We start from the raw sequence: 13519 nt of genomic DNA, 5'->3' as shown, positions 1-13519 counted from the left end.
TTTCCGCCGTAATTTAAAGTTTCATCCGCAGCGCTAAATTTTAATCCGCCTTTTAAATTTCTTAAATTTCATAAATTTTAAAATTTTACCCGCGCCCATCTGCATTAAGTCCGCCGCGCAAAATCTATTTTAACCGAGATTTTATCTTATTTAGTTAGAATTGTTATTATTTTTAAAGGAGAAAAAATGAAAAAACTACTAGTTTACGCCACCAAAGGCGGCGACACGAAGGTCGTGAGCGAATACATCGCTTCAAAGCTCGGCTTTGAGATTAAGGAGGCCAAAGGGCTAAATGAGGAGGATTTGGCGGGAGCGGGCGCGTTTATTTTTGCGGCTTCGACGCACGGCGACGGACAGATCCAGGCTAAATTTGACGACAAATTGGAGCTTTTAAACAAAACTGATTTTGACGGACGCAAGGTCGCGCTTATAGGCGTCGGTAACGTCGAGCGCCACGGCAACGATTTTTGCAGCGGCATGAGCGCGTTTTTGCCGGTGCTTAAAAAGGCCGATCTCATCGGCGCTTGGGACGCGGAGGGCTATAAATTTAAACATTCACGCGCCTTCATAAACGGCAAATTCGTGGGTCTTACGATCGATTTTAAGGGCGACGAGCACTGGCAGGCAAGAGCCGATAAGTGGATCGCTGCAGTTGGAGGCGAGTTTTAAATATTTCAATTTTTATGCGACCGAGCGAGATTTAGGCTCGATGAGCCCAAATCTCGCTAAATTTCCCCATTAAATTTCGCGCTCCGCTTCCGAGCGAAGCCCTCTTAAATTTTACTCGCCACAGCGTTAGAATTTCCGCCGCATTCAAGCGCCGCCAGCTCATGCTGCGTAAAATTTTATTGCTAGCGGAGGCTGTAAATTCCAACTCGTCGCGCAGGTAGCTATGGGTACCGCGATAAAATTTAATTCGCATGCACTATTCGTGCAATAAACGATAAATTACGCCCGCAGTGCTAGTGCGGTGCCCGCGCATTAAAATTCCAATCTCATATTAAAATTTCGCTTTCGCGACAAAATTCCGCCCGCAGTACTAGCGCGGCACCCGCACGTCAAAATTTCAAGCTCTGCTTGAAAGCGGAGCCTCCTCATTAAAATTTTAAAATTTTTAGTTCAAAAAGTCGCTGTGTTTTACAAGCCGTGCCGCTTAAAATCGCGCGGATAGGCTAAATTTTATCCTCCCGAGCTCAAAATCTAGCCCGCTCGTGACGGTCAATTCAATACGGCAAATTTAATGAGATGGGTTTATAAAATCACCGCCCGAACTTCAAATATCAGCGCCGCATTAGAAAAGTTATTTTATAATAACCGCATATCAAAATTTAAGGCGATCTATGAAAAGGCTTCTATTCTTCGTCGTTTTTGCGCTGGCCGCCCTCGCCGCGGCGATCTACTTCAATCTCGATAGGCGCGAAGAGGTCGCACACAAGGCCTACGGCATCATCGACATCAGGCAGAGCTCGCTTAGCTTCGAGCGCAGCGGCCGTATAAGCGCGCTTTATCGCGACGAGGGCGATTTCGTGCAGGCTGGCGACGTCTTGGCGGCTCTGGATACGGCGGATCTGAGCTTTCAAAGACAGGTTCAGATCGCGAGGTGCGACGGGCTTAAATTTAGCTTGCAAAAGCTGCAAAGCGGCTTTCGTAGCGAGGAGATCGAGATGGCGGCGGCGAACGTAAGCGCGCTGCAAAACGCCCTACAGCTCGCTACTTTGACGAACGAACGCCTAAAGAGCCTAGGCAAAACCAACTCCGCGTCCAAGCAGCAGATCGACGAGGCGTTTTACTCGATGAAGCGCACGCAAGCTCAGCTGCAAAGCGCGCAGGCCAATCTACGCCAGCTTCAAAGCGGCTATCGCGGCGAGGATGTCGGCGCCGCCCGCGCAAATTTGGCAAGCTGCGAGGAAAATTTGAAATATCTGAATTACCAAATCGAGACGCAAAGCGTGCTAAAAGCGCCCTTTAGCGGGCAGATCAGAGCGCGCCTTAAGGAGCTTGGCGACATCAGCATACCCAGCGTGGGCGTTTTTGAGCTCAGCGAAGTAAAAAACAAGCGCGCGAAATTTTATCTAAGCGAAAATCAGCTCCGCTTCCTGCGTGCCGGACAGAGCGTGCGGATCATCGCTGCGGACGGCTCTAGCGCGAGCGCGAAGGTCGCCTACGTGAGCCAAACCGCGATGTACACGCCCCGCACGGTGCAGACCGAGGAGCTGCGCGCCGATCTCGTGTGGGAGGCGCGCGCCGATTTCAGCGACGAGGACGGCAGCTTTCGCCTAGGACAGCCGATCAGCGTGGAATTTTGACGGGCTAGCACTGCGCGCGAAATTTTAATGCACGAGTGAAATTTTAGCACGTGGGCGGCACTTTGGACACTGCGGGCGAAATTTGGATAGCAAAGCTCGTCGAGCGGTAAATTTTACGTAATATCGCGCGAGCCGTGCATAAGGCTTGAGTTTGATGAAATTTTAAAAGTGCACTTCGAGGTAGAATTTAAACGGCGCCTGTTTTGGCAGAGCAGGGCGATGAAATTGAGCCGCGCCTAAAATACATCGTCTCGGCGGTGATAAAATGCTGCGCGCTTATAACGAGGCCGTACAAAAGCGGAGTAAAATTTATCGCGCGAGTTTGCGCGAGCCGGCGGGGGCTTTGGATAAAAGATCGGAATTTTGCAGCGCGGCGAGTAAAATTTCGGCAAAATTTTGGCGCAAAGTAGCGTGGATTAAATTTTAAAATTTGCGGCACGATGGCGGCGAGGTGAAAGCCGGGCGGTAGAGCGGCGGCGGGCTTTGTTTCTAGCGGGCGTTTTGCGATAAACAAGCGGCGATTGAGTACCGAGCGTGGACGGCAGTAAAATTTCACTACGAAACGAACGGCGCGATTAAATACAGGTTGCGAGCAGCGGTGAAATTTTACCCCAAAGGACGCGGTAGTTGAAGTCGGTACTATGCTAAGGAAAGCCGAGACTAGGTAAATTTCGTCAAAAGAGAGATGGCAGTGGTAAATTTTACCCCGAAAGGTAGGCGGAAGTGAAATTTTGCCCAAAAGGCGTGGCGGCGGTAAAATTTCGCCGAAAGAGGCGCAGCGCAGATAGAGAGCTCGGCGCTCACAGCTCGCCGGGTGTCTGAAAACTCGCTTTCATTTGCGTTTTGAAGCGAATTTATCGCGGATACTCACGGGCGCTTCATGTTTTGGAGACCGCCCCGTTCGTGCGCGTTGTGTGCGCATCGTTAGCGGCGCGGCTAGTCGATGCTATATGCACACGCCCAAGACGGATCGGGCGTCGCGCGAAATATTCGACGCGAGCCGTAAGCAACGCCGATCGTGCGGGCACTCAAATTCGAGCGGGGATTGCATGGCGCCCAGGCGCGATAGGGCTTGGTTTTGCGCGCTTGCGGTAAGTTGCGTCGAATTTATGCGAGGTTTGGGCGAAATTGTTCAACGCGAGTTGTTAAATTCAAAGCGCGCGGCGGCTGTAGAACCGAGATGCCGCGGCGGTCACAAAACTAAGACGCCGTAGCAGCTACGAAACCACGACGTCTCGGCGGCTGCAGAAGCAAGGCGTCGCGGTAAAAAGCGCCTTTTAGGCGTGCGAAGGTCTCGTTCGTCGCGCCGAGCGGCGGAGCGAGCAATAAAAAGCGAGCAATTAAAATTTGGAGCTAAGCTTGGATCTACTAAATATCGTAAATTTAAAGAAATTTTACCTGCGTGAAGATCGCAGCAAAAACGTCGTTTTTGAAAATTTTGATCTGCGAATTGACGATACGCCGCGGCTCATAAGTCTCACGGGTCCCGACGGCGCGGGCAAATCCACGCTTTTAAAGCTCATCTGCGGCATCATCGCGCCCGATTGCGGCGAGATAAAATTCGCAGGTTTCATCCCTAGCGGCGAAAATAAAGAATTCGTCCGCGCAAACGGCTATATGTCGCAGAGCCTGGGGCTTTACGAGGAGCTTAGCGTCTGGCAAAATTTAAACATCTTCGCAGGCCTAAAAGGGCTCGATCTAAAAGACGGCGAGGAGTATCTGCGTGGGCTTTTGCGCCGCGTGGGGCTTTTGAAATTTAAAGATTACGCCGTGGATTCGCTCTCCGGCGGGATGAAGCAAAAGCTTGGCGTTGCGTGCGCTATCGCGGCTCGCCCGCGGCTTTTGGTGCTCGATGAGCCCACCGTCGGCGTCGATCCGCTTTCGCGCAGCGAGCTGTGGGCGATCGTGCGCGAATATCTGGATCAAAGCGGCGCGAAATGTATATTTTCGACGGCGTATTTCGACGAGGCGGCGGATGCCGATCTGACGCTGATTTTGCTCGGCGGCAAGATCATAGCGCAGGAGCGCGCCGCAAAGATCACCGCGGCGCTGCGGGATCGCACCTTTCGCATCGACGGCGAGGATTATCAGAGCCTGGCGCGTCGCTTGATGTTTAAGACGCAAAGATTTTTAAAAAACTCCCCGCTCATCGACATCTGTCCCAGAGACGGCAGCGTCGATCTGCTAAGCGATGAGCCGATAAGCCTGCGCGATCTGCAGGAGTTTTTAAACGCGAGCCTAAGCGGCAGCGACGAAAATGGAGGAGGCGAAAGCACGGAGCGCGAAAACGGGCTCGGTGAAAATTTTAAAATTTCAAACGAAAGCATGAAATTTAACAAAGGCGCTAAATTTAACGAAAACGGGGGCGCTAAATTTAAACTCAGCCCGCGCGAGGCGAGCCTAGAGGATGCGTATATTTTTCTAAACAAAGCAGAGATCGGCGCTGCAAACTTCGGCTACGAAAAAAGGAGCTTCGATGCGGCTCAAACCGTCATCAAAGTGCGCGACGTGAGTAAAAAATTCGGCTCATTCACCGCCGTGGAAAATACGAGTTTTGAGGTCAAAAAGGGCGAGATTTTCGGCCTTCTGGGCCCAAACGGCGCGGGTAAGACGACGACGTTTCGCATGATCTGCGCGCTTTTGGGGATGAGCGGAGGCGAGATCTCGGTCATGGGCGAGGATCTACGCCACGCTAAATCATCGATTAGATCGCGCATCGGCTATGTCTCGCAGAAATTTTCGCTTTATAAAAAGCTAAGCTGCTATCAAAATTTAGAGTATTTCGGCCGCAGCTACGGCATCGGCGGAGTAGCGCTGAAGCGGCGCATAGAGGAGCTTTTGAGCGAGTTTGGCTTGCAGCGGCTGCGAAACGAGACGTGGCAAAACCTGCCGTTCGGCGCGGGACGCAACCTCAGCATGGCGTGCGCGCTCATCCACCGCCCCGAGATTTTGTTTCTCGACGAGGCCACCAGCGGCGCTGATCCGCTCTCGCGCAGGCTCTTTTGGAACCGCATAAACGCGCTGGCGCGCACCGGCGTGAGCGTGGTCGTGACGACGCATTTTATGGAGGAGGCGGAGTATTGCGATCGATTTTTGATCCAAGATCGCGGCAAAATCCTAGCGCTGGGCAGCCCCGACGAGGTCTGCGTGCAGGACGGGCGGCGGCTTAGCGTGCAGCAGGCCTTCATAAACGAGGTGCAAAAATTTAGAAGCGAGGCAGGCGATGAGGGCTTTTGATCTAAATTTTACGCGAGCGGAGAGGATTTTTGATCCGAATTTTATGCGAGCCGGGCGAAAAGCTGCACGCCCGCGCGGTAAAATTCCAAGCGGCAAAAGGGTTTTGCGGGGCGATGAAATTTTAAACGGCGGCGGAATTTTGAGCGGCTTGGCTCTTAATAATGTCGGTAAAATTCTAAGCGGCAGCAGGATTTTTAGCAGCGGCGGAATTTTGAGCGATAGTAAAATTTTAAATGGCGGCGAAATTTTAAGAGATTTCGAAATTTCAAGCGGCAGCGGAATTTTGAATGAGACGTCGCGCGGCAGGACACGGCGTGGATTTTTTAGATGGATACTGCGCAGGCTCCGCGGTGAAGCGAGCCCGCTTCGTCTGCTCCGTAAATTTCAGAGCGCGAACGGCTCGCAAACGGATTATAAATTTAAAAGGGTGGTTGCTCTGCAGACAGATCGCAAATTTAAAATGGCGGTCAGTCTGCGAACAGCTTGTAAATTTAAAGCCCTGGTGCAAAAATTTCATCGCGGATTTTGTGCCGCCGCGGAGCTTTTACGTCAAAAATCTCGCAGCAAGACAATGCTGCGGTGCATAAAATTTCAAAGCCCGCCGTATGCACTCGCGCGATTAAAATTTAAAGGCGCGATGAGCGAAATGGGCGCGGGCGGTCTGTCTGTGCCGTTAAAATTTCAAATCTCGGTTGCCGCACTTTCGCAATTAAAATTTAGGGGCGTACCAAATGCGATCACGCGGCTAAAATTTCAGGGCGCGATAGCCACAGCCGCATTTGCTGCGCGATTGAAATTCCAAAGCTCGTCGCGCGCAGCGCAGTTTCACAAAATCCGAGCACAGGGGCAGGGCGGATGAACTTTACCTTTTTAAAAATCCTCGTAAAAAAGGAGTTCGCGCAGATCGCAAAGGATCGATCGGCGCTTGTGATCGCGTTTTTGATGCCGCTAATTTTGGTCGTGATCTACGGATACGCGATGCGGATGGACATAAAGCCCGTCAAGGTGGGCTTCGTAAGCGATCTGAGCTCCAAAATCGAGCGGGATCTACTCGGCGGATTTTTGGGCTCAAAATACCTGCAAACCCGCGTCTATACGGATTTAGAGAGCGCGAGGAGAGATTTTAAGGCGCACGAGATCGAGAGCATTTTGTATTTTGATCCGCGCTTTGCGGCGAAATTTCAAAACACTTTGGGCGGACTCGGCGGCGCGAGCGGCGGCGTAAATTTAAATATCTTTAGCGACGAAAGCCTCTCCATGGACGGTGCAAGCGATATCCAAAATATGAGCGGCGACGCCAATGTCCGTCCGCTTGAGGACGGCGGCGCTGGCACTAGCACGGAGAGCGGCATAAACACCTCTGCAGGCGGTACCGGCGCAAGAGGGGAGGGCTCATACGGCAACGGCTCAGAAGCGGGCGGCAGCGGAGTAAATTTAAGCGGCGCGACTGCAAATTCCGGTAGCAGCGCGAGCGATATGGGCGCAAATCAAGGCAGCGTAAATTTAATCGGCGGCGCAGGCGATACGAATACAGGCCTTATCGGCGGTGCGGATGATCTCAAAAATGCGAGCGGCGGCGTCAATGCAAGCCCTTCCGCTAACGGCGCTCGCAGCGCGGGCGGCGCTGTAAATAACGGCGGCAGCTCAAGTAATGTAGGCGGCTCAAATGGTGCAGGAGGCGGCGCGAGCGGCTCGAATAAAGACGGCGCCGAGATTTTCCTTATCCAAAACGCCACGCAGTCGCAGCTCGCGCTTCTTAGCTACGTCTATGTCGCGGGCGTGATCGAGCAGGTTTTGGCGCAAGATTACGGCTTTTTAAACGCAAATTTAAACGCCGCAGCAAAGCCCGTCAGCGTGAATTATCGTAGCTGGTTCAATGAAGCCAACGAATCGACGTGGTATCTCGTATCTGCCGAGTACGTGGGGATTTTGGGGCTCATCTGCCTATTTATGGTCGCAGTCGTGATCTCGCGCGAATGGGATCGCGGCACGATCGCCTCGCTTTACAACTCCAACGCAAGCGCGCTTGAGATCGTCACTGCCAAGGTCGGCGCGTATTATTTCCTAGCGCTTTTGGGCGGCGCGATGACGCTCGTTTACGGGCAGGTACTTTTGGGCATCCCGATCCGCGGCAGCGTGGCGATGCTACTGGCGACGCTTTGCGTCTTCGTGCTGGAGATGACCTGCCTAGGCATGCTGATCTCGGCGATCTGCAAAAATCAATTCCTAGCGCAGGAATACGCCATCGTCATCGGCTACCTGCCCGTGACGCTGCTTAGCGGCATGATATTCGATCTGCGCGGACTGCCCGCGGCGGTCAATTTCATCGGGCACCTGCTGCCGCCCACATACGCGGTCGAGTCCTTTCGTATCTGCTTTCTATCGGGCGGACAGAGCGCGACGCTGTGGATAAACCTCGTCATTCAGGCACTCGGAGCGGTTTTGTTTTTCAGCTTGTGCGTGCTTAGCGTAAAAAGGGGCGCACGATGAAATTTTTAGAATTCCTAGACGCGAGGAGCTTTGGTTTACGGGCGGCGGAACGTAGATTTGAAATTTTAAAATTTCTTAGTACGAGACACTTTGGCTCGCATAAACAGACGGTGGAGTTTTTAAAATTTACGTCCGAGCTGCGTAATGGGTTTGGAATTTTAAAATTTACGCGCACTTCAGAGCGTCTTGCGGACACAGCGCAAAATTTCATATCGAAGTGCGGATTTAAAATTTTAAAGTTTATTCACAAGCCGCTGCATGCTCTACGCCATGCTTTAACACGTGCTCTACTACGCTGCACTTCGCTACGCGCGGATAAAGCCAAAGCATGGTGCGCGGCACGGCTTACTTCGCAGCATGCGCACGACGCGACAGAAAAACGGCGCGCGGTTAAGTTTAATCATGCGGGCGGTTTGGATTCCGCGCAGCGCCGCATAGCACGACTTCGTACCGCAGCTACACGGCGCAGCTACAAAACGGCGCGCGCGGAAAAGCTTAGCAAATTTGACCTCACGGGCGCGCTTTTAAATTTTACATCGCGCTTTGCGATGCAGCTTTGCAGCGCAGTTACACGGCGTAACTACGAAGCGTGGCGTAGCGAAATTTACGCCGTTTGCTTGCATAAGTACCCCGCTTTGATTCGAGCCGCAAGCGGTAAAATTTCGCGCTATGAAGTAGGGCAAGCGACGAACGCTTCGCTTTTACAGGGAGTGCAAAGAATGAAATTTTGCGCCCAAAAGAGGCATGCGATAAAATTTTTAAAATTTCTAGGCGCGAGACGCTTCGGCTTGCAAGCGGCGGTTGGGCGCGGGTTCGAAATTTTAAAATTTATGCGCGCTTCAGCGCGTCTTGCGGACGCAGCGCAAAATTTTATATCGCAGCGTGGATTGAGAATTTTAAAGCTTATTCGCGCGTTGCCGCGTGCTTCGCGTCGTACTTTGCCGCGCGCAGATAAAGCCGAAGCAGGGCGTGCGGCGCGGCTTACTTCGCAGCATACGCACGACGCGACAGAAAAACGGAGCGCGGTTAAGATTAATCAATATTTGAATTCTGCGTGGCGCCGCATAGCGCTTTGTAGCGCAGCTGCACGGCACGGCTACGAAGCAGGGCGTGCGGAAAATTTTAGCAAATTTGACCTCACGGGCGCACTTTTAAATTTCATCTCCTTGCCGTCGCATAAATTTAAACCCACGTCCATTCCGTTTTTAAATTTTATTTCAAATTTCACTCCGCACACACGCGCCGCTAAATTTGAAAATGGCGTTAAATTTAAAGGTGCCGCTAAATTTAAAAGGGATGCGCTATGAACGCTCTGCGAAAATCTCTGCTTCGAATTCGCGCGCTGATAAAAAAGGAATTTTTGGCGATGTTTCGCGACAAGGGCACGCGCATGGTGCTGATCGTGCCGGTACTGGTGCAGGCGATCATATTCGGCTACGGCGCGAATTTCACCCCCGAGCAGGTGCGCTACGCGATTTTGGACGACGCCCGCGATGCGACGTCCACCGCGCTGGTGCAGAGCATCGCCGCTACGCCGATGTTTAAAACAGATCTCGGCTGCAAAGACCTAACCTGCTTGCGCCGCGCGGTAAGCGAGGGCGAGGCGATCATCGGGATCTATTTCGGCAGCGATTTTAAGGATACGCACGAGCTTTTGATCATCGCGGATTCGCGCAATACGACCTTGGCAAACACCGTCATCGGCTTCGTGCAGGCCATAGTGGGGGAATACAACGCGCAGCATTTTGCCAATTTAATCAGCATAAATCCGCGCTATGTTTTTAATGAAAACACGATCACGCGCTACACGATCATGACGGGGATGATTTTGGGGCTTTCGATGATTCAGGTGCTGATGCTATCGGCGTTTAGCGTCTCTCGCGAGCGCGAGGAGGGGAGCTTCGATATGATGCTGATGACGCCCGCAAACCCGCTTGAGATGCTAATCGGCAAAGCAGTGCCGCCCGTGCTGATCGCGATCGCGCAGGGGCTCGCGCTGTTTTTGATCTGCGTATTTTACTTTGAAATTCCATTCCGCGGGCGCTTTGCGGATCTTTTTGCGATCATCGCGATCTTTAGCGCCTGCAACGTAGGCATCGGCCTCGTGATCTCGACCGTCTGCAAAACCTCGCTACAATCGGTCGTAAGCTCGTTTTTGTTCCTGCTGCCGTGCATTATGATAAGCGGGCTGATAACGCCTGCGGACGCGATGCCGCGGTGGTTTTACTACATCGCACACCTAGATCCGATGTATTATGCCAATAACTGCATGTGGCGGATCTATCTGGAGGGCGCGGGCCTGGGCGAGCTGTGGCATCTCATCGTACCGCTGCTACTGATCGGGCTTGGCACGTTGAGCTTTGCGGCGTCGCTTTTTAGAAATAAGCTGGATTAGGGATTTAGATCGGAATTTAGTTTAGAATTTCAGCTGGAATTTTGGCTTGGATTTTGCTTCGTCGGAATTTTTGGATTGAACCTCTGCTTAAAATTTTAAATTGATCGCGGATTTCGGCTTGGAATTTTGCCATAAATTTTGCGCGTTCGTAGCGGATAAAATTAAATCAAAATCCCGTGTTTTCGCCTGGTGCGCCGCGCGTCGCAATAAAATTCCGCGCCTTAAATTTTAAAAATTTTGCAAAATTCCGTTTTTGCGAATAGAGTTAGAATTTAAATCCGGGGTTGCCCGGGCGTCTTGCGGCGGTCGTATCATCTGCGCTCGCCTTGGAAGCAGGCATATTTGCGGTATCTGCGCTCGCCTTGGAAGCGGGCTTTTTCGCATCGTCCGCGTCCGATTTCTTAAAAGCGGCGAGTTTGCTGTAAATGCTCGGTTTTTCGCCGTCCGCACCTAGCTTGGCGCCGTCAAGCTCGCTAGAATTTTCCGCGCCGCATAACCTTGCGGGGTTGAATTTTATCCATGCTATGATTAGCAAAATCCCCGAAAACGCCGTTACCAGCGACGCTGCGATTAGATACGGCAGCGCGAGGATTACGCCTATTTTAGCTAGCGCGCCCGATACCGCTTCGCAGGGCCACGTCACGGACACCACTATGCCGTAGATTTTAAATAAATCCACGCCGCTAAGTGTGGCTAGGCGGCAGTTTAATACGCCCCAGATTATCACCGCCGCGCACGTCGAAAGAACGTAGAGCAGGGTGTAGAGTAGATCGAGCATCGCGCCCTCTTTTAACGCTACCACCATGGCGCAGTAGCACAAAATCGCGACGATCGGGATACTTTCTATCAGCCTATAGGTCTTAACGAAGCGCACGCCTAGTGCCTTTTCTAGGCAAACGAAGCAGTCGTAAAATATCGCTAGCGCCGCTAGCAGCGCTAAAACTCTAAAAATCGCGACCGCGTCCTCGTCTATGCTGCTTACGCCCACCGTGCCGCTTATGCCGATGCCTAGCAAAATCACGGCACCTAAAACTCCGCGGAATTTCGCCTTGCGAAGCAGATCTTGCTTTGAAATTTCTTTCATTTTTATCCTTTGAATTTTCTAAATTTACGTGCTATCTTACGGCTTTACTGCTGCGGCGGCGCGCTTGACATTGCTATAACAGCGCGGCTTGGACATTGCGGTTTAGACTTACAAAAGCGCGCGGTCGCTGCAAAACGAAAGCGCTTCGGCTTAAGCGAGCTTTTCTATCTTGCTCCAAGCTAGCAGATGCACGATGCTAGTTATCACAAGAGCGATGAACGGCAAAAATTCCTTTAATGACGCGATAATTAAAACTGCATCGGAATCGCCAATTTGCGGCTTGAAGGTAGCCAAACCGAAGGGCCCTGCGCCACATAGCCAATTTAACGCGAAAAAGAAGGCGCAGAGCCACACATAAGCCCGAAAGATGTTCACGCCGCTTACGCGCGCAAGCGAAAAATTTATGCGAAGCCACGCTACGATTATGTAGATTGCGGCTGCGGGCACCGCTAAATTCCATATCGTCTCTTCTATCATCTCTTTCATCGTTACTTCTCTGTAACAACCTGCCGGATAAAATAATAAAAGCGCCACGAAGCATATGCAGAGAATTACGCAGTTGCGGTAAAGCGCCGCCGCTTTTATGCCGCTAAGCATTGAAATTTTGCGGAGCGCTCTTAGCCTATAAATCACCGAGAAGCAAATAAAAGCGATAAAAATTCCGCTGACTATTAAGAACATTCCGCCGGAAGCAAGGCCTATCACCTTAAAAACCGCGAGTACCGCCGATAAAAACAGGTCGATGCCAGTGCTGATCATCCCCTCTTTTCTTACCTGAGATACGAGATCTTGCATACATAAGCCTTTTTAAAATTTATCTCGAAGTGTAAAACGCTAATCAAACTGGAAAGAGCGAAATTTTATCGTGACGAGAGGTTCGCGAAATTTCAAACCTCCGCGCTTATCTTTTCTATCTTGCTCCAGGCCAGTAGGTGCACGATGCCAGTTATTATGAGAGCGGCAAACGGCAGGAGCAGTTTAAGCATTACGACAGCAATAGCTAAAGCCGAGACCTGCTCGGTCCGCGGCTCGGAGGAAATAGCTATAGCAATAATCGCTGCATTGCATAGTATATTTAGCACAAAAAGTCCCACACAGAGCCACACATAAGTCCGAAAGGTACTTACGCCGCTTACGCGCGCAAGCGAAAAATTTATGCGAAACCATGCGACGATTATGTAAATAACGCCTGCGAAAAGCGCTAGTCCAAATATCGCCGCAAATGGATTATCACTCTGCCCGCCGTCTGCGTCAGGCTCTCTCGGATAAAGGTAATTGAGCACGAGCGCTAGCGCAAAAAAGCAGACGCAGATTATTATGCAGTTGCGATAAAGTGTCGCTGCTTTTATGCCGCTAAGCGCTGAAATTTTTCGGAGCGCCTGCAATCTGAAAAATACTGAAACACAAATAAAAGCAATCAAAATTCCGCTAGCGATATAATTTATCATCTCGTCGTCAAGGCGCCATGGCTCGCTGAAAGAGACATAGCCTACTACGATAAAAACCGCGGGTAGCGCCGCCAAAAACAGATCGATGCCGGTGCTGATCATCCCCTCTTTTCTTGCCTGAGATACAATGAACTGCATATATAAACCCTTTTTAAAATTTGTTTCGAAGTATATATAAACAAACATAAAACACGGATTAAATCGCAAAGATCGGAATTCTATCGCGACAAGATATTTGCGAAATTCTAAACTTTTACGCTTATGTTTTCTATCTTGTTCCAGGCTAGCAAGTGCACGATGCTAGTTATTGTGAGGGTTATGGGGAATATCAAATTGTATAGTGCATTTAACGGAAAAAGGATGACACAGAACCACACATACGTCTCAAAGATCCTCACGCCGCTTACGCGCGCTAGAGCAAAATTTATGCAAAACCACGCTACGATCATATATATTACGCCCACAAACGTTATCAAAATGCACAATATCATTACCAAATGCTTGTATGAGATCGATAAAGGAATCGATAAAAAGATGCTTGTTATGGCAATGACACAGA

The 13519-nt window shown here is 50.9% G+C and carries 11 protein-coding genes; 8 read left to right on the top strand and 3 right to left on the bottom strand.

Going from position 1 to position 13519, the window contains the following annotated elements:
• The first annotated feature begins 186 nt into the window (after positions 1 to 186).
• The 7 genes from Q0537_RS03090 to Q0537_RS03060 all read left to right on the top strand — a co-directional run bounded on the left by Q0537_RS03090 (position 187) and on the right by Q0537_RS03060 (position 10428).
• Positions 187 to 669, top strand: coding sequence for a flavodoxin domain-containing protein (locus Q0537_RS03090; protein ID WP_297895656.1), 483 nt, complete (start codon positions 187 to 189; stop codon positions 667 to 669).
• A gap of 671 nt (positions 670 to 1340) precedes the next feature.
• A complete protein-coding gene (locus Q0537_RS03085; RefSeq protein ID WP_299225005.1) occupies positions 1341 to 2306 on the top strand; it encodes an HlyD family efflux transporter periplasmic adaptor subunit in 966 nt (321 codons plus the stop codon).
• Between the two features lie 1359 nt (positions 2307 to 3665).
• Positions 3666 to 5543 carry an ATP-binding cassette domain-containing protein gene (locus Q0537_RS03080; RefSeq protein WP_299225003.1) on the top strand — a complete coding sequence of 626 codons (1878 nt, stop codon included), beginning with the start codon at positions 3666 to 3668 and terminating at the stop codon, positions 5541 to 5543.
• A complete protein-coding gene (locus Q0537_RS03075) occupies positions 5530 to 6402 on the top strand; it encodes a hypothetical protein (RefSeq protein WP_299225001.1) in 873 nt (290 codons plus the stop codon). Before Q0537_RS03080 ends, Q0537_RS03075 begins: the two co-directional genes overlap by 14 nt.
• Positions 6399 to 8033 (top strand): ABC transporter permease, encoded by a 1635-nt coding sequence (locus Q0537_RS03070; protein WP_299224999.1) that lies wholly within the window; start codon positions 6399 to 6401, stop codon positions 8031 to 8033. Before Q0537_RS03075 ends, Q0537_RS03070 begins: the two co-directional genes overlap by 4 nt.
• Positions 8030 to 9340 carry a hypothetical protein gene (locus tag Q0537_RS03065; RefSeq protein ID WP_299224997.1) on the top strand — a complete coding sequence of 437 codons (1311 nt, stop codon included), beginning with the start codon at positions 8030 to 8032 and terminating at the stop codon, positions 9338 to 9340. The genes Q0537_RS03070 and Q0537_RS03065 overlap by 4 nt, the downstream gene beginning before the upstream one ends.
• Positions 9337 to 10428 (top strand): ABC transporter permease, encoded by a 1092-nt coding sequence (locus tag Q0537_RS03060; RefSeq protein ID WP_299224995.1) that lies wholly within the window; start codon positions 9337 to 9339, stop codon positions 10426 to 10428. Before Q0537_RS03065 ends, Q0537_RS03060 begins: the two co-directional genes overlap by 4 nt.
• Positions 10429 to 10693: 265 nt before the next feature.
• Here the strand turns inward: Q0537_RS03060 and Q0537_RS03055 are convergent, their stop codons facing one another.
• The 3 genes from Q0537_RS03055 to Q0537_RS03045 form a co-directional block, all read right to left on the bottom strand.
• Positions 10694 to 11512 (bottom strand): hypothetical protein, encoded by an 819-nt coding sequence (locus Q0537_RS03055; protein ID WP_299224994.1) that lies wholly within the window; start codon positions 11510 to 11512, stop codon positions 10694 to 10696.
• A 150-nt stretch (positions 11513 to 11662) separates the two neighbouring features.
• Entirely contained in the window at positions 11663 to 12307 is a 645-nt protein-coding gene (locus Q0537_RS03050) for a hypothetical protein (RefSeq protein WP_299224992.1), read from the bottom strand.
• Between the two features lie 92 nt (positions 12308 to 12399).
• A complete protein-coding gene (locus tag Q0537_RS03045) occupies positions 12400 to 13098 on the bottom strand; it encodes a hypothetical protein (protein WP_299224990.1) in 699 nt (232 codons plus the stop codon).
• 222 nt (positions 13099 to 13320) lie between these two features.
• Here Q0537_RS03045 and Q0537_RS03040 point away from each other — a divergent pair.
• Positions 13321 to 13519 (top strand): hypothetical protein (locus Q0537_RS03040; RefSeq protein ID WP_299224988.1); only part of this gene is annotated, 199 nt, incomplete at its 3' end.

Origin of the sequence: uncultured Campylobacter sp. (genome assembly GCF_938017775.1) — a bacterium.
Lineage (GTDB): Bacteria > Campylobacterota > Campylobacteria > Campylobacterales > Campylobacteraceae > Campylobacter_B.
Note: the sequence above shows the minus strand (reverse complement) of the source record. Positions and strands in the feature narration are given on the sequence as shown.